This is a genomic window from Microbacterium sufflavum, assembly GCF_023101165.1.
GTDB classification, from domain to species: domain Bacteria; phylum Actinomycetota; class Actinomycetes; order Actinomycetales; family Microbacteriaceae; genus Microbacterium; species Microbacterium sufflavum.
On the sequence record NZ_CP078076.1, the window covers coordinates 1,076,088 to 1,094,242 of the forward strand.

General features: G+C 69.3%; 11 protein-coding genes and 2 tRNA genes. 5 read left to right on the forward strand and 8 right to left on the reverse strand.

Annotated elements, in window-relative coordinates:
* The first annotated feature begins 37 nt into the window (after positions 1 to 37).
* A complete protein-coding gene (locus KV394_RS05410; RefSeq protein WP_247982487.1) occupies positions 38 to 7,120 on the forward strand; it encodes a DUF7507 domain-containing protein in 7,083 nt (2,360 codons plus the stop codon).
* A 12-nt stretch (positions 7,121 to 7,132) separates the two neighbouring features.
* The gene (locus KV394_RS05415) at positions 7,133 to 8,074 is read left to right on the forward strand and encodes a DUF7507 domain-containing protein (protein ID WP_247982488.1); all 942 of its coding nucleotides are present in this window, start codon (positions 7,133 to 7,135) and stop codon (positions 8,072 to 8,074) included.
* A gap of 189 nt (positions 8,075 to 8,263) precedes the next feature.
* Here the strand turns inward: KV394_RS05415 and KV394_RS05420 are convergent.
* The 3 genes from KV394_RS05420 to KV394_RS05430 form a co-directional block, all read right to left on the reverse strand.
* A tRNA-Ala gene (locus KV394_RS05420) sits at positions 8,264 to 8,339 on the reverse strand.
* Positions 8,340 to 8,361: 22 nt separating this feature from the next.
* Positions 8,362 to 8,438, reverse strand: a tRNA-Ile gene (locus tag KV394_RS05425).
* Between the two features lie 130 nt (positions 8,439 to 8,568).
* Entirely contained in the window at positions 8,569 to 8,808 is a 240-nt protein-coding gene (locus KV394_RS05430) for a cell division protein CrgA (RefSeq protein WP_136033213.1), read from the reverse strand.
* A gap of 101 nt (positions 8,809 to 8,909) precedes the next feature.
* Between KV394_RS05430 and KV394_RS05435 the strand changes: the two genes are divergently transcribed.
* From KV394_RS05435 to KV394_RS05445, 3 genes are read left to right on the forward strand one after another with little or no spacing between them, the layout of a single operon-like run.
* Positions 8,910 to 9,704 carry a class E sortase gene (locus KV394_RS05435; RefSeq protein WP_136035631.1) on the forward strand — a complete coding sequence of 265 codons (795 nt, stop codon included), beginning with the start codon at positions 8,910 to 8,912 and terminating at the stop codon, positions 9,702 to 9,704.
* Between the two features lie 26 nt (positions 9,705 to 9,730).
* The gene (locus KV394_RS05440) at positions 9,731 to 9,886 is read left to right on the forward strand and encodes a hypothetical protein (RefSeq protein WP_168387293.1); all 156 of its coding nucleotides are present in this window, start codon (positions 9,731 to 9,733) and stop codon (positions 9,884 to 9,886) included.
* Entirely contained in the window at positions 9,883 to 10,515 is a 633-nt protein-coding gene (locus KV394_RS05445; protein WP_247982489.1) for an anthranilate synthase component II, read from the forward strand. Before KV394_RS05440 ends, KV394_RS05445 begins: the two co-directional genes overlap by 4 nt.
* 25 nt (positions 10,516 to 10,540) lie before the next feature.
* On the opposite strand, the gene pknB is transcribed toward KV394_RS05445, so the two are convergent.
* The 5 genes from pknB to KV394_RS05470 are packed head-to-tail and all read right to left on the reverse strand — an operon-like array spanning position 10,541 to position 18,151.
* Positions 10,541 to 12,232, reverse strand: coding sequence for a Stk1 family PASTA domain-containing Ser/Thr kinase (gene pknB / locus KV394_RS05450; RefSeq protein WP_282187141.1), 1,692 nt, complete (start codon positions 12,230 to 12,232; stop codon positions 10,541 to 10,543).
* Positions 12,233 to 12,272: 40 nt separating this feature from the next.
* On the reverse strand, positions 12,273 to 14,012 hold the full coding sequence (locus tag KV394_RS05455; protein ID WP_136033220.1) for a serine/threonine-protein kinase: 1,740 nt from the start codon (positions 14,010 to 14,012) through the stop codon (positions 12,273 to 12,275).
* Entirely contained in the window at positions 14,009 to 15,463 is a 1,455-nt protein-coding gene (locus tag KV394_RS05460) for a peptidoglycan D,D-transpeptidase FtsI family protein (RefSeq protein ID WP_136045795.1), read from the reverse strand. Before KV394_RS05460 ends, KV394_RS05455 begins: the two co-directional genes overlap by 4 nt.
* A gap of 1 nt (position 15,464) precedes the next feature.
* Entirely contained in the window at positions 15,465 to 16,850 is a 1,386-nt protein-coding gene (locus KV394_RS05465; protein WP_136033224.1) for an FtsW/RodA/SpoVE family cell cycle protein, read from the reverse strand.
* Positions 16,847 to 18,151, reverse strand: a complete 1,305-nt coding sequence (locus KV394_RS05470) for a PP2C family protein-serine/threonine phosphatase (RefSeq protein WP_136033227.1) — start codon at positions 18,149 to 18,151, stop codon at positions 16,847 to 16,849. Before KV394_RS05470 ends, KV394_RS05465 begins: the two co-directional genes overlap by 4 nt.
* Positions 18,152 to 18,155 lie beyond the last annotated feature (4 nt).

Below are 18,155 nucleotides of genomic sequence, written 5' to 3' on the forward strand. Positions count from 1 at the left end.
TTGCTGATTCCATCTGGCGGGGTTGCCGGAGGGTCGGATGTTCGCCTCAGAACACCACAATTTCATCGCGCCGACTGCAGGACTGAACGAGACGAGACGCCGCTGGGCGATCATCGCGCTGCTCGCGCTGCTCGCCAGCCTCCTCGTGACGGTCGTCGCGCCGCCCAAGCCGGCCGAAGCCCAGTTCCAGTTCTCCTGTACGAGTACGGAGGGCGTCGGGTACTTCGTCAACACGGGCTCCGGCTCCGTCTCGATGATCTACACCGGCACCGACACGAACATCCGGAACATCCCCGTCGGCGGCACCCCCTACGGTGTGACGTCGCTCCCGGACGGATCGCGGGTCTACGTGGCGAACGGCAACGGGTCCGTGCAGGTGATCGACACCGCGACCCTCGCGGTCACGACGATCAACCACCCGTCGTTCTCCGCGTCGGTCGGCGCGTGGAGCTCCGCCGACGGCTCGCAGGTGTTCATCTCGAACATCGGGTCCAACACCGTCAGCGTGATCGACACCGCGACCAACACCGTGTCCCGCGTGATCACGGTCGGCGCCGCCGGTTCTCGTCCCGGATGGGTCGATGCCTACGGAAACGAGCTGTTCGTCGCCAAGGACGACGGCACCAACGGCGGGATCTCCGTGATCGACATGAGCAGCACCTCGACGACGACGTCCCGCGTCATCGCGGGAGCGGCTCCGGCGCACACGGTCGCCGTCAACGCCACGTACATCGCCGCCGCCAGCGAGACCGTCCTGTCGATCCCGATCCGCAACAGGACCGCGCCGTCGGCCCTCGTGCGCACCATCACGACCACCGAGCAGATCCACGGACTCACGTTTGTCCCCAACACCAACTACCTCGTGGCCAGTGGCGAGGCCGGACACACCTTCGTGTACGACGCGTCGACCGGGGCGCTGCTGCGGACGTTCACCGCGGGCGGCTCGAACATGCGCGTGCCCGTGGCCTCGCCGATCAGCAACGAGGTCTACATCGCCGGATACTCCACGCCCACGGGCACGCTGGACCGGCTCGTGACCACCGGGGCTCCGGCCACCTGGACCTACACCGCCAATCAGACGGCCCTGCAGAACGCTCCCGACGGCCACACCCCCGCGTTCTCCTGCCTGCCGCCGCTCTCGGGTTCCAAGTCCTTCGCCAAGTCGCCGATCGCTCAGGGCGAGACGACCACCCTGACGATCACGATCAACAACACCAACCTCGCCCCCACCACCGGCATCACCGGGGCGGCGCTGACCGACAACCTGCCCTCCAACATCCGCATCGCACCGACGGGCACGGCGACGACGACGTGTACCGCCGCAACACTCACGGCGCCCCCCGGCGGGACGACCGTCAGCCTGAGCGGTGCTTCGATCCCCGCGGCCACCGGGCCGAACGGGGCGATCGTGCCGGGAAGCTGCACCATCACCGTGCCGGTGATCGGCGTCACACCCGGCGCCCAGACCAACACGATCGAGCCGGGGGCTCTCTCCGCGAATATCGTGGGCGAGACGGCGAACTCGTTCTCCGCACCGATCGAGGTGCTTCCCCCGGCGATGCAGATCGCGAAGTCGAACGACGACGCCGACGGGATCGTCGACGGCGGACAGACGCTGACCTACTCGCTCACGCTGACCAACGCCGGGACGATCCCGCAGACGGGCGTCACCGTCGACGACGTGCTCCCCGCGGGCGTCACCTATGTGCCCGGGTCCACCGTCGCCACGCAGGGCACCACCGTGCGCGACAACGCGCCGGGCGGGACCAACCCCGACCTCGTCGGCGGCGATCCCGTCGCCGGGTCGCTCGTCGGACCGACGGATCCGTTCACGATCCCTCCGGGCGAATCGCTCGTGGTCACTTACCAGGTGACCGTGGACACTCCCGCGCCGGAGACGATCGACTCGTACACCAACACCGCCAGCGCCAGCTCCGCCCAGGAGCCGACGCCGATCAGCACGACCGACACCGTGCAGGCCCTGTCCACCCTCGATCTCGTGAAGTCCGCGGGCACCCCGGTCGACGTCAACGGCAACGGGACCACCGACACCGGCGACACCATCGCCTACACCTTCACCGTCACGAACACCGGTAACACCACCATCGCGAACATCGCCGTCACCGACCCGAAGCTCGGCGCGATCACGTGCGACGCCACGACCCTGGCACCCGACGCCGTGGCCACCTGTACCGCGCCGCCCTACGTCATCACCCAGGCGGAGACCGATGCCGGCGCCGTCGACAACAGCGCCACCGCGGCGGGCACCGACCCCAGCGGCGACCCCATCGCCTCGAACGAGTCCACCACCTCGACACCCACCGACCAGGCCCCGGCACTGCTGTTCGACAAGACGGCCGCCGCCCCGGTGGATGTGAATGCGAACGGCATCACCGACGCGGGCGACACCATCGCCTACACGTTCAGCGTCGCCAACACGGGCAACGTCACGATGAGTGGCATCACCGTCACCGACCCGAAGATCGGCGCGGTGACCTGCGACGTGACCACCCTGGCTCCCGGTGAGGTCGCGAGCTGCACCGCGCCCGCCTACACGATCACTGCCGCGGACCAGGACGCGGGCGAGGTCGCGAACACCGCGAGTGCCACCGGCACCGATCCCGGCGGCACCACCGTCCCGTCGAACGACGACAGCACCACCACTCCGGTGGTCGCACCCGCACCGGCCCTCGAGATCGACAAGACCGCGGGAACGCCCGTGGACGTCAACGGGAACGGCTCGACGGACGTCGGCGACACCATCGCGTACACGTTCACGGTGACCAACACCGGCAACGTCACCGTGTCGGACATCGCCGTGAACGACCCCAAGGTCGGCACGGTGACCTGTGATGTCACGGCGCTCGGGCCGACGGGAGTCGCGACCTGCACGGCCGCCCCGTACGTGATCACCCAGGCCGACATGGACAACGGCTCGGTGGACAACTCCGCCACCGCGAACGGCACGGACCCGACGGGAGGCCCGGTCGTGACCACCCCCGACACCACGACCACCCCCACCGACCAGGCGCCGGCGCTGTCGTTCGACAAGACCGCGGGGACCCCCGTGGATGTGAACGCCAACGGCATCACGGACGAGGGCGACACCATCGCGTACACCTTCACCGTCACCAACACCGGCAACGTCACGGTGGCGGGCATCGCGGTCACGGATGCCCTCGTCGGCGCCGTCACGTGTGACGTCACCACGCTGGCTCCCGGAGCGGTGGCGAGCTGCACCGCGGCACCGTACACGATCACCGCCGCGGACGAGACGGCGGGTGAGGTGGCGAACAGCGCCTCGGCCGCAGGCACGGACCCGGGCGGTGACGCCGTCCCGTCGAACACCGACACGACGACGACGCCGGTCGTCGCCTCGGCACCGAGTCTCACGATCGACAAGGCAGCGGGTGCTCCGGTCGACGTCAATGGCAACGGGGTGACCGACGCCGGCGACACGATCGCCTACACCTTCACCGTGACCAACACCGGCAACGTGCCGCTCGCCGATGTCGCGGTGGACGACCCGAAGGTCGGCGCGGTCACCTGTGATGCGACGACCCTCGCTCCCGGTGCGGTCGCGAGCTGCACCGCCGCGACGTACACGATCACGCAGGCCGACGTCGACAACGGCTCGGTCGACAACTCCGCCACGGCCACGGGCACCCCGCCCGGAGAACCCGCGATCACCTCCGACCCCGACACCACGAGCACCCCGACCGACCAGACCGCGTCGCTCGTGCTGGACAAGACCGCGGGCACACCGGTCGACGTGAATGCGGACGGCCTGACCGACGAGGGCGACACCATCGCGTACACGTTCACCGTCACGAACACCGGCACCGTCACACTGACCGACGTAGCCGTCGACGACCCGAAGGTGGGCACCGTCACGTGTGACGTCACGACTCTCGCTCCCGGGGCCGTGGCCACCTGCACGGCAGCGCCCTACACGATCACCGCAGCGGACGAGACCGCGGGCGAGGTGGCGAACACCGCGACCGCCGCGGCCACCGACCCCGGCGGCGACCCCGCCCCCACCGCTGACGACAGCACCACGACCCCGGTCGTCGCCTCGGCCGCGGCTCTCACGATCGACAAGGTCGCGGGCGCCCCGGTGGACGTCGACGGCAACGGCATCACGAACGCCGGTGACACGATCGCGTACACGTTCACGGTGACCAACACCGGCAATGTGGCGGTGTCGGAGATCACGGTGGACGACCCGAAGGTCGGCGCGGTGACGTGTGATCTGACCACCCTGGCCCCCGGTGCGGTCGCGAACTGCACCGCGGCGCCGTACGTGATCACCGCTGCCGATGAGACCGCGGGCGAGGTCGCGAACACCGCGACCGCCGCGGGCACGGACCCGGACGGCGACTCGGTCGCCTCCGACCCCGACAGCACGACCACTCCGGTCGTCACGCCGGCGCCGGCGCTGTCGTTCGAGAAGACGGCGGGGACGCCGGTGGATGTGAATGCGAATGGCATCACGGATGAGGGTGACACAATCGCGTACACGTTCACGGTGACCAACACCGGCAACGTGACGGTGACCGATGTCGCTGTGGATGACCCGAAGGTGGGTGCGGTGACGTGTGATGTGACGACGCTCGCGCCGGGTGCGGTCGCGTCGTGTGCGTCGGCGCCGTACACGGTGACGGCGGCGGATGAGGCTGCGGGTGAGGTGGCGAACACGGCGACGGCGTCGGGGACGGCTCCGAACGGTGACCCGGTTCCGTCCGACCCGGATTCGACGACGACGCCGTCGGAGGCGTCGGCTCCGAGTTCGACGATCGAGAAGACCGCGGGTGCCCCGGTGGATGTGAATGGCAACGGGGTGACCGATGTGGGTGACACGATCGGGTACTCGTTCACGGTGACCAACACCGGCAACGTGCCGCTGGCCGATGTGACGGTGAACGACCCGAAGGTCGGCGCCGTGACGTGTGATGTCACCACGCTCGCCCCCGGTGCGGTTGCGAACTGCACCGCGGCACCGTACGTGATCACGCAGGCCGACGTGGACAACGGCTCCGTCGACAACTCCGCCACGGCCACGGGCACCCCGCCCGGAGAGGACCCTGTTCCGTCTGAGCCCGACACGACGACCACCCCCACCGACCAGACCCCGGCGCTCGAGCTGGACAAGGTGGCCGGTACGCCGGTCGACGTGAACGGGGACGGCCTCACCAACGCCGGGGACACGATCGACTACACCTTCACCGTGACCAACACCGGCAACGTGACCCTGACCGATGTCGCGGTCGCTGATCCGAAGGTCGGCACGGTGACCTGTGATGTGACGACCCTGGCACCGGGCGCGATCGCCACCTGCACCGCCCCGGCGTACACCGTCACCACGGATGACGAGGCCGCCGGCGAGGTCGCGAACACCGCGACCGCCTCGGCGACAGACCCCGCGGGCGACCCGGCACCCACCGACGACGACAGCACCACCACCCCGGCCGTCCCGGCCGCGCCATCACTGTCGTTCGAGAAGACCGCGGGTGCTCCGGTGGACGTGAACGCGAACGGCATCACGGATGAGGGCGACACGATCGACTACACGTTCACGGTGACCAACACCGGCAACGTGACCCTGACCGACATCACCGTGAGTGACCCGAAGGCGGGGACCGTCACCTGCGATGTCACGACCCTGGCTCCCGGGGCCGTCGCGAGATGCTCGGCGGCGACCTACACGGTCACGGCCGACGATGAGCAGGCGGGCGAGGTCGCGAATACCGCTACCGCCACGGGGACGGAGCCCGGCGGTGACCCGGTCCCGTCCGACCCGGATTCGACAACGACGCCGTCCGAGGCGTCCGCGCCGAGTTCGACGATCGACAAGACCGCGGGTGACCCGGTGGACGTCAACGGCAACGGCCTGACCGATGCGGGCGACACGATCGCGTACTCGTTCACGATCACGAACACGGGCAACGTCCCGCTGGCCGATGTCGGGGTGAACGACCCCAAGGTGGGCACCGTCACCTGCGACGTCACGACGCTCGCTCCCGGCGAGGTCGCGACCTGTACCGCGGCGCCGTACGTCATCACGCAGGCCGACGTCGACGCGGGCGGGGTCGAGAACTCCGCGACCGCGACGGGTACACCTCCCGGGGAGGACCCGGTGCCGTCTGAGCCCGACACGATCGTGACGCCGGTCGATCAGGTGCCGTCGCTGCTGTTCGACAAGGTCGCCGGTGCTCCGGTGGATGTGAACGCCAATGGCATCACGGATGAGGGCGACACGATCGACTACACGTTCACGGTCACGAACACGGGTACGGTCACTGCGACGGACATCGCGGTCAGTGACCCGAAGGCTGGTGCCGTGACGTGTGATGTCACCACCCTGGCCCCCGGTGAGGTCGCGAGCTGCTCGGCGGCGACCTACACGGTGACCGCGGCGGATGAGCAGGCCGGTGAGGTGGCGAACACCGCCGCCGCGTCGGGGACGGATCCGAACGGCGACCCGGTCCCGTCGGACCCGGATTCCACAACGACCCCGTCGGAGGCCTCGGCCCCGGGGGTGACGATCGACAAGACGGCGGGTGACCCGGTGGATGTCAACGGCAACGGCCTGACCGATGTGGGCGACACGATCGCGTACTCGTTCACGATCACGAACACCGGCAACGTCCCGTTGGCCGATGTCGGGGTGAACGACCCGAAGGTCGGCACCGTGACGTGCGATGTCACCACGCTCGCCCCCGGTGAGGTCGCGACCTGCGGGGCGACGTACGCGATCACGCAGGCTGATGTGGATGCGGGTTCCGTCGAGAACTCCGCGACCGCGACCGGCACGCCTCCCGGGGAGGATCCGGTCCCCTCGGAGCCCGACACGGTGGTGACGCCGGTTGATCAGGTGCCGTCGCTGCTGTTCGACAAGGTCGCCGGTGCTCCGGTGGATGTGAACGCGAACGGCATCACGGATGAGGGCGACACGATCGACTACACCTTCACCGTGACGAACACGGGGACCGTGACGGCGACCGACATCGCCGTGAGCGACCCGAAGGTCGGGACGGTGACGTGTGATGTCACGACCCTTCCCCCGGGCGAGGTCGCGAGCTGCACCGCGCCGACCTACACGGTCACGGCCGACGATTAGCAGGCGGGTGAGGTGGCGAACACGGCGACCGCGTCGGGGACGGATCCGAACGGTGACCCGGTCCCGTCCAACCCCGACAGCACGACCACCCCGGCCGTCGCGTCCGCCCCGAGTTCGACGATCGACAAGACCGCGGGCGCCCCGGTGGACGTGAATGGCAACGGCCTGACCGATGTGGGTGACACGATCGCGTACTCGTTCACGATCACGAACACCGGCAACGTTCCCCTCGCCGATGTCGGGGTGAACGACCCGAAGGTCGGCACCGTGACGTGCGATGTCACGACGCTCGCCCCCGGAGAGGTCGCGATTTGCACCGCGGCGCCGTACGTCATCACGCAGGCCGACGTCGACGCGGGCGGGGTCGAGAACTCCGCGACCGCGACCGGCACGCCTCCCGGAGGAGACCCCGTCCCGTCCGAACCCGACACCGTCGTGACGCCGACTGATCAGGTGCCGTCGATGACCCTCGTGAAGACGGCCGTGATCGACGACGCCGACCGGGACCGCGCCGCCGACGAGGGAGAAGTGATCCACTACGCCTTCACCGTCGCGAACACGGGCAACGTCACGATCGAGAATCTGGGCATCGACGACCCGATGCTGGACGAGCGCGGCGACGCCATCACGTGCCCGCTCGTGCCGCTGGCGCCCGGTGAGCAGGCTCTCTGTACGGCCGACCATGTCGTGACCGCGGCGGAAGCGACCGGTGGCGACCTGACCAACGTCGCTACCGCCACGGGACGTACGGGGACCGATGATCCGATCACGAGCGACCCGTCGACGGTGAGCACGCCCACGGATCCGGAGACACCGGAACCCGCACGACTGCCGACGACGGGTGGTCGGGATCAGACGGCCGCGGCACTGCTCGCGCTCGCCCTGATCCTGGGCGGAGTCACGCTGGTCGTCGTCCGGAGGGGAGCGCGCCGCCGCCCGACGGACATCGGATAGCTCGACCGGGGGGCGAGCGACGGGGCTCGGTCGGGCGCACCCACATCGTGGGGCGGTCCGACCGGGCTCCGACGGGGCGCGTGCGCGGATGAGGCGGAGCACACCGGCAGCACGACGCGACGGTGGTGAGGATCGATGCCGAAGCACGACCGGAAGGGGGTCGGTGCGCGGGAGAGAGGAGATCCGAGGTGGTGGAGCCTAGGAGATTCGAACTCCTGACATCCTGCTTGCAAAGCAGGCGCTCTACCAACTGAGCTAAGGCCCCGTGAGGGATTTCTTGAATTGAATGGTGGGGCTACCAGGACTTGAACCTGGGACCTCTTCATTATCAGTGAAGCGCTCTAACCGCCTGAGCTATAGCCCCGTCAACCTCCAAGACTTTACCGGAGAATCTCGGAAAATCCGAATCGAGCGCGAGGAGCCCGATGCACACCACCGCCGGCACGACGAAGCCCCCTCGCGCGGCGAGGGGGCTCCGGAAGAGAAGGGGCTGGTCAGCGCCAGCGTGTGGTCATAAGGAACCCGATGAGAGCGATGCCGAGACCGATCGCGAGGTTCCAGTTGTCGAGGCCCGGGATCGGGAACTGCATCCCCGAGATGTAGAACACGAGGATCCACGCGAGACCGAGAAGCATGAAGCCGATCATCACCGGCTTGAACCAGACGGCGTTGGGAGCGGCGTCGCCCTCGGCGCGCTCGACGACGGGTTCTTCGGTCTTGCGGTCACGTGCCATGCCGTCATTGTACCCGGGAGACCTCTGCGCCCACGAGAGGCGGTCACAGACGGGTGCCTCCGCACGAGCCCGTGTTCAGTGTCGACGGATAAGATCACGCCATGACTGCATCCGCCGTGCCTGGGGGGCGCCACGGACGTCGGCAGCGGCCCCGGTCGCGCGCCACGTTCGCGAGCGTGCTCGGCGAACTGCTGCTGACCGCCGGGGTCCTCGTCCTCCTCTTCGTCGCATGGCAGATGTGGATCGGCGACATCATCATCGCCGCCCAGAAGAACGACGAGGGTGCGGCGATCTCGCAGCAGCTCGCGGCGGCCGATCCCCCCGCACTGCCGCCGAAGGTCGAGACCGACGACGGCACCACGGTGTACCAGGCGCCGGTGCCCGCCGCCCCCGCCGACGGGGCGTGGTTCGGGCAGATGCACATCCCGCGCTTCGGCGCCGAGTACAACTTCGGCATCTACGGCGGGACCAGCCGGGCCAGGACGCTCGACCAGAAGGGCATCGGGGTCTACACCGACTCGAAGATGCCCGGCGAGGTCGGCAACTTCTCCCTCGCGGGCCACCGCACCACCTGGGGCAAGCCGTTCAACCAGCTCGACAAGCTGCAACTGAACGACGCGATCGTGGTCGAGACCCCCGACGGCTGGTACACGTACCGCTTCCGCACGCTCGAGTACGTCACGCCCACGCAGACCGACGTGCTGGCCGACGTGCCGCAGATGCCCGCACAGCAGACCGGCGAGCAGTACATCACCCTCACGGCGTGCTCCCCCCTGTACTCGCTCGCCGAGCGGATCGTCGCCTACGGCGTGTTCGAGAGCTTCCAGCCGCGCGCCGAAGGACCGCCGTCCGCACTGACCGACCCGCCTCCCCCTCCCGCCGCTCCGTCGGTGTGACCACGAACGATCAGGAGACACCACCCATGTACGCCGCACTCTGGCGCCTGCTGCCCGGTCCCTGGTGGTTGCGTGTGCTCATCCTGCTGGTCGTGGTCGCCGCCGTGCTCTACGCCCTGTTCTGGTACGTGTTCCCCTGGATCAGCCCGTTCATCTCCCCGGGTGAGGTCGACGTCGAATGACCCGCGTGCTCGTCGTGGACAACCACGACAGCTTCGTGCACACCCTGATCGGCTATCTCCACGAGCTCGGTGCCGACACCACGATCGTCGAGGCGGACGAGGTCGATGCGGCGCGGGTCGAGGGACTGCTCACCGCGCACGACGCGCTGCTCCTGTCGCCGGGGCCGGGCTCGCCCGACGACGCCGGCGTCTCGCTCGATGCGGTACGCCTCGCCGCCCGCTCCGCCGTGCCCACGCTCGGCGTGTGCCTGGGTCACCAGGTGATCGGCGCGGCCCTGGGTGCCCCCGTGACCGGCGCACCGGAGCTCATGCACGGCATGGTGTCGACGGTCGAGCACGACGGCTCGGCGCTGTTCGACGGCATTCCCTCGCCGTTCGCGGCGGGTCGCTACCACTCCCTCGCCCTCGCGGAGAGCGATCTGCCCGCCGAGCTCGCGGTGACCGCACGGACGGCAGACGGCACCGTGATGGCCCTCGAGCACCGCACGCTCCCGTTCCACGGGGTGCAGTTCCACCCGGAGAGCGTGCTCACCGAGGGCGGCTACCGCCTGCTGGCGAACTGGCTGCGACTGTGCGGCGACCCGGACGCCGTGTCGCGGGCAGAACGACTGAACCCGCTCACGCGCTGACCCCGGGGTGTCGGACGGCTGCGCGTCAGGAACCGGTGCAGTAGCGCAGCTCGACCGAGGAGTTGATCGGCACGTCGCCCGGAGCGACCGACATCGAGTGCACGGTGGCCGGGTCGGTGGCGGGGCAGTCGCTCTCCTCGATCGGCACCGGGGTGAGCCCGAGATCCGTGAGCGCCTTCGATGCGGAATCGACCGACCAGCCCACGACATCCGACAGGGTGACCTTGCCGCTGGCGACCTCGAGGTTCACGACCGTGTTCGGCGCCACCTCGGTGTCGGCCTTCTCGCTGGCCGTCATCACGGTGTTCGCCGCGAGGCCCTTGTCGTTGCGCTGGGTGACCGTGCCGAGCTGCAGCCCCGCCTTCTCCAGCGCCTCGGTGGCCGCGGCCAGGGACATGCCCTCGAGCTTCGGCACCACCACGGTCTCCTCGCCGGACGACACGTAGAGCGTGACGGTGGACCCCTGCTCGACCGACACCCCGCTCTCCGGATCCGTGCGGATCACGTTGCCCTCGGCGATGTCGGGACTGGACTCGATGACGATCTTCGACGAGAGGTCGAGCTTGGCCAGGTCGTCCTGCGCACGCTCCGACGCCACATTGGTCAGGTCGGGCACGACCCTCGACGTACTGGGCACCTCGGACGGCCGCATGCTGATGGTGACCACCCAGAACAGGACCGACGCCAGAAGCACCGCCAGCAGCGCGACGCCCGCCCAGATCCACGCGACGGGCGGGCCCGACTGCGTGCGGGTCATGGTGGTGTCGCTGCTGAGCTGCCGCAGCGACCGCGCCGTCTCCTGCGCCTGACGCGGGTTCGGGCCGTACAGCTCGCTCGTGAGCGCGCCGATCTGCTTGCGCGTCGGGGCGGCACCGGTCACGGCCGAGTCGAGGGCCGCGCGGAAGTGCGCCGCGTCGGGGAAGCGCTGGTACGGGTCCTTCGCGAGCGCGCGCAGCACGATCGGGTCGAGCGCCGCCGGGGACTCCTCGTTCACCTCCGACGGAGGGATCGGTGTCTCGCTCACGTGCTGGTACGCCACCGCGACCGGAGACTCCCCGCGGAACGGCTGGCGCCCGGTGAGCAGCTCGTACAGCACCACGCCGGTGGAGTACAGGTCGGCGCGGGCGTCGACCGGCTCGCCCTTGGCCTGCTCCGGCGAGAAGTACGCCGCGGTGCCGATGATCTGCGTGGTCTCCGCGACCGTCGAGGAGGAGTCGGACACCGCGCGGGCGATGCCGAAGTCCATGACCTTGACCTGACCCTTGTCGGTCACCATCACGTTGCCGGGCTTGATGTCGCGGTGCACCACACCCGCGCGGTGCGAGTAGTCCAGCGCCTCGAGGATCCCGTCGACGTAGCGGACGGCGTCGGCCACGGGCACCGGGCCCTCGGCGATGATCTTCTTCAGCAGGGTGCCCTTGACGAGCTCCATCACGATGTACGGCGGCTCATCGGACGCGGGGTCGCTCGTCGACGGGTCGCCCGCGTCGTACACCCGCACGATCGACGGGTGGGACATGCGCGACGCCGCCTGCGCCTCCAGCCGGAACCGCGTGCGGAAGCTCGTGTCCCTGGCCAGTTCGGGGTCGAGGATCTTGATCGCGATCTCGCGACCGAGGGTCAGGTCGTACCCGCGGTACACCTTCGCCATTCCGCCGTGCCCGATGAGCTCGTCGACGCGGTACCGGCCCGCGATGACTTGTGGCTCTGTCGACACGGATGACCCCCCTGAAACTACAAAACAGCTGGACTACAGGCTACCCTTCGGCGCCGCCACCACCGTCACCCTCGCCGTCGTCGGGGGCCGTGATGGTGACCGACAGCGGGGGCGACGCGTTCGACGTGCGCTGGTCGCCGCCCGAGCACATGGCCTGGTAGGTGACGATGAGCTGCTGGCCCACCGCGTCGCCGACCTTCACCTGCGTGTTGCGCTGCGTCGGCTGGAAGTTCGGGCCGCCCGAGACGAACGAGCCGTTCTGCAGCGACACGACGTAGCCCGACAGGGTGGTGCCGCTCGGGCACGTGAAACCGGTGCCCCAGGCCACCGTGACCGTGCTGCCCGCGACCGGGTCGCCCGTGAGCGTCGGGGTGTCGGTCGGCGTGGGCAGCGGGGTGCGTGCGGCGTACACGGTCAACGCGATCGGCGTCGTGGTCTCGACGTTCCCGGTGGGCTGAACCCGGTACACCTGACCGACCTCCGCGTCGCTCGGGGCGGGGTCGCCGTCGGCGCACGTGACGTTGTTCGTGAAGCCCGCGTCGGCCAGCGTCGCGGTCGCCGTGGCGCAGTCCATGCCGTTGAGGTTCAGCGCAGCCACGTCGACGCGCGTCACCTCGGGCGTCGGGCTCGTGGAGGGCGACGGGGGCGGCGTGGTCTGCGCGGTGGTCGGGCTGTCGGACGGCTTCGGGTCTTCGCCGCGGTTGCCGAACATCGCCCACAACGTGCCCACGAGCACGATGATCAGCAGGGCGATCAGGGCGATCAGCGGCCAGGTCCAGGCGCTGCGCTTCTTCTTCTTCTTCTCCTCCTCCGCGACGGCCTCCTCGGTGGGCAGCTGCGCGGTGGTGGGGAGGATGCGCGTGGCACCGTCGTTCGATGCCGTCAGCATGCGCGTGGCGTCGTCGTCGCCGGCGATCCCGCCCGTCGCGATCGCCGGAACAGCGATCGCCGCCGAGTTCAGGTCTCCGCGCCGCAGCGCCTGTGCGGCCCGCGCGACGGTCGCCGCCGAGGACGGGCGGTCGGCGGGCTTCTTGGCGATCATCGCCATCACGAGGTTCTGCACCGGGATCGGCACGGTCGGCGGCAGCGGCGGCGGCTGCTCGTTGATCTGCGCCATCGCGATCGCCACCTGCGACTCGCCCGTGAACGGACGCTTGCCGGCCAGGCACTCGTACGCCACGATGCCCAGCGAGTACGTGTCGGTCGCGGGAGATGCGGGGTGGCCGGACGCCTGCTCGGGCGACAGGTACTGCACGGTTCCCATCACCTGACCGGTCGCCGTCAGCGGCACCTGGTCGGCGATGCGAGCGATGCCGAAGTCGGTGATCTTGACGCGGCCGTCTGGCGTGATCAGCAGGTTGCCCGGCTTGATGTCGCGGTGCACCAGGCCGGCGGCGTGCGCGGCCTGCAGGGCGGACGCCGTCTGCGCCACGATGTCGAGCGTCTTGTCGGCGCTCAGCGCGCCGTCGCGCTCGAGGATCGTGGAGAGGGCCTCACCCGGCACGAGCTCCATGACGAGGTAGGCGCTGCCGTTCTCCTCGCCGTAGTCGAAGACGCTGGCGATGCCCTCGTGGTTGACGAGCGCGGCGTGCCGTGCCTCCGCGCGGAACCGCTCGAGGAACCCCGGGTCCCCCATGTACTCGTCCTTGAGGATCTTGATCGCGACGGTACGCCCGATGACGTGATCCGTCGCCTCCCAGACCTCGCCCATGCCGCCGATCGCGATCCGCGACTGCAGCTCGTAACGACCACCGAACGACACACCCTGCGTCGGCCTCATCTGCCCAGCACCGCCTCTATGACCTTCTTCGCGATCGGAGCGGCGATGGTGTCACCGCTCCCTGATTGTCCCTGCCCGCCGCCGTTCTCGACGACGACCGCCACGGCGACCGATGGGTCGTCCGCCGGGGCGAACCCGGTGAACCACAGCGTATGCGGCCTGTTTCCGTTCTCTGCCGTGCCCGTCTTACCGGCCACGTCGACCCCGTCTATTCTTGCACCCTGGGCCGCGCCGTTTGAGACGCTGGCGACCATGGCGGAGGTGATCTCGTTCGCCACATCGGCTTCCATCGCCCGCCCGAACTCGCTGTTCTGGAAGGCCTTGATCACCGACAGGTCGTTGCCGATCACGGCATCCACCATCTGCGGGTTCATGACCACGCCGTCGTTCGCGATGCCGGCCGACACCATCGCCATCTGCAGCGGTGTCGCGGTGACCTGTCCCTGCCCGAAACCGCTGAGCGCGGTCTGCGCGTCGTCGAGCGCCCGCGGGTAGCTGGACGGGGTCGAGGCGAGCGGCGTGTCGAAGCTCCGGTTGAAGCCGAACTTCTCCGCCATCTCCCGGATCGCGTCGTCGCCGAGCTCCACGGCGAGCTCCGCCATCGGGATGTTGCAGCTGAGGCGGATGGCCTCGGCGATCGTCACGGTCGCACCGGGACCGCACGTGCCGCCCCACGCGTTGGACACGCGGTTGGACGAGCCGGGCAGGGTGTACAGCGCGGGGTTGGGCAGCGTGGACTCCGGCGTCCATTCGCCGCTCGCGTATGCCGCGGCCGCCGTGACGAGTTTGAACGTGGAGCCCGGGGGGTTCAGGTCGCCGGCGATCGCGCGGTTCGACAGGGGCTTGCCCGGGTCGGCGACCAGCTGGTCATAGGTGGCGTTCGCGGCGTTCGCGTCGTGCGTCGCCATCAGGTTCGTGTCGAAGCCGGGGGTCGACACCATCGCGAGGATGCGCCCGGTCTTCGGGTCCATCGCCACGACCGCGCCCTGCAGACCGTCGAGCGCCTCGGCGGCAGCCCGCTGCGCGGCCGTGTTCAGCGACAGCTCGACGCTGTACCCGCGCTGCGGCTGACCCGACAGGATGCGCTCGATCTCGGAGAAGAACGCGTTGGAGCCGGTGCCGGAGAGGTCGGCGTTCATCGCCTTCTCGATGCCGGTGGTCGAGCCGAGCGCGGGGTTGAAGTACCCCGTGACCGTCTCCCACAGCGCCGGATCGGTGTACACGCGCTGGAACCGGTACTGGTCGTCGCTGGGCGTCGAGCTCGCGATCGCCGCGCCGTCGACGATGATCGCGCCGCGCTGGATCTCGAAGCTGTCCAGACGGGTGCGCTTGTTGTGCGGGTTCTGCGCGAGGCTGTCGGACTCGACGACCTGGATCCAGCTGGTCGCGGCGAACAGCGCGATGAACATGAACAGCATGATGATGCTGAGGCGGCGGAGTTCCCTGGTCATGTCAGCCGATCACCACCCGGGGCTGACGGCGCACGCCGTCGGAGATGCGCAGCAGCAGCGCCACGATGAGCCAGTTCGCGACGAGCGAGGAGCCGCCGGCCGCGAGGAACGGCGTGGTCAGACCGGTCAGCGGGATCAGCCGGGTGACACCGCCGACCATGATGAACACCTGCAGCGCGATCGTGAACGACAGTCCCGTCGCCAGCAGCTTGCCGAAGTCGTCCTGACCCGCGAGACCGATCCGCACACCGCGGCTCACGAACACCATGTACAGGCACAGGATCGCGAACAGCCCGATCAGCCCGAGCTCCTCCCCGAGGCTCGTGATGATGTAGTCGCTGTGCGCGAGCGGCGTGATCTCGGGGCGTCCCTGGCCCCATCCGGTTCCGATGAGGCCGCCGCGGGCGAGACCGAAGAGGCCCTGCATCGGCTGGTATCCGGCCACGTCGGGGTCGACCTGCGACGAGTCGAACAGGAAGAGCCAGTTGATGAAGCGGCCGCGCACGTAGCTGAGGATCTGCGTGGCGACGGCGACACCGGCGACCACGAGTCCCAGCCCGATCAGCACCCAGCTGGTCTTGCCGGTGGCGACGTACAGCATCGCGACGAACATGCCGAAGATCAGCGTTCCCGTGCCGAGGTCGCGCTGGAACACGATGATCCCCAGCGAGATGGCCCACACGACCAGCACCGGGCCCAGCTCCCGCATGCGCGGCCACGTGATGCCGAGCACGCGCTTGCCGACCGACGTGAGGCTTTCGCGCGTGCGCACGAGGTAGCCGGCGAAGAAGATCGCCAGGCAGATCTTCGCGAGCTCGCCCGGCTGGAACGCGAAGATGCCGCCGAGCGACACCCACACCTGCGCGTTCGCGTCGGCGATGCGCAGCCCGGGGACGAACGGCAGCAGCAGGAGCAGGATGCCCGCGAGGCCGAAGATGTACGTGTACCGGAAGAGCACACGATAGTTGCGCAGCAGGATCACGACCGCGATGGCACCGGCGAGCGAGATCGCCGTCCACGCCAGCTGCTTGGTGGAGTAGGCATCCCACCCGGTGTTCTTGAACGCGATGTCGATCCGGTAGATCATCGCCACGCCCAGACCGGTCAGCAGGGTCGCGATCGGCAGCACGAAGGGGTCGGCGTCGGACGCCACGAAGCGCAGCACGATGTGCAGGGCGAACGCCAGCACGGCCAGACCGCCGCCGATCGCCAGGATCATCGGGTCGATCACGCCCAGGGCGCCCAGCTGCACGAGGGTCAGCGCGGCGCCGCTGATGGCGCACGCGAACAGGAGCAGCCAGAACTCCCGGTTGCGCTGCGTCTGCGGCATGCGCAGGCGCCGCAGGGCCTTGATGACGGTGGTGTCGGCCTGCACGTCGGTGCTCATCCGTCACCCCCCGCCGGAGTGTCGCTCGGGGTGGGCGCCGGCGTGGGCAGCGGGGTCTGCTCGATCACGTTCGCCTCGGCGCCCGTGCGCAGCCGGTCGACGATAGCCATCGCGTCGGACAGCGAGCGGGCCGAGATCGTGCGCTCGACCGAGGCCCGCTGATACGGCGGCAGGTCGGCGAGGAGGATGTCGGTGTCCTCCACCGGGGTGGACAGCGTGATCGGGCCGATGTTCTGCTGCACGCCCTGGAAGATCACCACGCTGTCGTCGTCGGCGCCGATGAAGTACCGCGTCTGCGTCCAGCTGTAGGCGGCGAAGGCCGCGAAGGCCAGCATCGCGATCACCACGAGCACTCCGGCGATCCAGCCGAGGCGGCGGCGTTTGGCACGGCGCCGGTCCTCCTCGATCAGCTCCTCCAGGTACTCGGGCGCCGGCTCGAAGTGGCTCGGCTCGTTCGCGGCCTGACGCACCGGGTGCAGCCAGTTGCTGCGCGGTGCGCGCACCGGCGGCACGTACACACCGGACGGGTTGGAGGCGGCGCCGACGATCGTCGCGGTGCCCGAGTGGATGGGATGCTGCCCGCCCACGTCGACCAGCACGATCGTGACGTTGTCGGGCGCGCCCCCGTCGAGCGCCTGCTTGAGGAGGTTGTCGGCCGTGCGGCCCGGGGCGAGCCCCAGCTGCATGGCCTTGAGGATCCGCGCCTCGTCGACCACACCGGAAAGCCCGTCGGAGCACAGCAGCCACCGGTCGCCGGGCTGCGTGTGCATGACGAACATGTCGAGCTCGGGGTCGGAGTCCATGTCGCTGAGCACCCGCATGAGCACCGAGCGGCGAGGGTGGTAGCGGGCCTCCTCCGGCGTGATGCGACCGGAGTCGACCAGGCGCTGCACGAACGTGTGGTCGGCCGTGATCTGCGTGAGCGCGTCGTCACGGTAGAGATAGATGCGCGAGTCGCCGATGTGCCCGATCACCGCGTACTCGTCGACCATGATGATCGCGCTGAGCGTGGTGCCGAGGCCCGCGAGCTCCGGCCGGTCCTTCGCCGCACGGATCAGGTCGCCCGCGGCGGTCGTCGCGGCGGCCTGCAGCGCGGCCTGCGCATCCTCCGTCGAGGAGTAGGGCTGGTCCAGGGGCTCCAGGCGCTGGATCGCGATGCTCGAGGCGACGTCTCCACCGGCGTGACCGCCCATGCCGTCGGCGACGACGAACAGGTTCGCCCCGGAGTACCCGGAGTCCTGGTTGTTGGAGCGGACCTTCCCGGTGTGGGAGATCGCGACGCTCGAGCCCTCGAAGACCATGCCG

What these genes read in the sequence shown, in the direction of transcription:
- KV394_RS05410 (WP_247982487.1), top strand. Translation starts at nt 38, where the DNA reads ATGTTCGCCTCAGAACACCACAATTTCATCGCGCCGACTGCAGGACTG.
- KV394_RS05430 (WP_136033213.1), bottom strand. Translation starts at nt 8,808, where the DNA reads ATGGCACGTGACCGCAAGACCGAAGAACCCGTCGTCGAGCGCGCCGAG.
- KV394_RS05435 (WP_136035631.1), top strand. Translation starts at nt 8,910, where the DNA reads ATGACTGCATCCGCCGTGCCTGGGGGGCGCCACGGACGTCGGCAGCGG.
- KV394_RS05440 (WP_168387293.1), top strand. Translation starts at nt 9,731, where the DNA reads ATGTACGCCGCACTCTGGCGCCTGCTGCCCGGTCCCTGGTGGTTGCGT.
- KV394_RS05445 (WP_247982489.1), top strand. Translation starts at nt 9,883, where the DNA reads ATGACCCGCGTGCTCGTCGTGGACAACCACGACAGCTTCGTGCACACC.
- KV394_RS05455 (WP_136033220.1), bottom strand. Translation starts at nt 14,012, where the DNA reads ATGAGGCCGACGCAGGGTGTGTCGTTCGGTGGTCGTTACGAGCTGCAG.
- KV394_RS05460 (WP_136045795.1), bottom strand. Translation starts at nt 15,463, where the DNA reads ATGACCAGGGAACTCCGCCGCCTCAGCATCATCATGCTGTTCATGTTC.
- KV394_RS05465 (WP_136033224.1), bottom strand. Translation starts at nt 16,850, where the DNA reads ATGAGCACCGACGTGCAGGCCGACACCACCGTCATCAAGGCCCTGCGG.
- KV394_RS05470 (WP_136033227.1), bottom strand. Translation starts at nt 18,151, where the DNA reads ATGGTCTTCGAGGGCTCGAGCGTCGCGATCTCCCACACCGGGAAGGTC.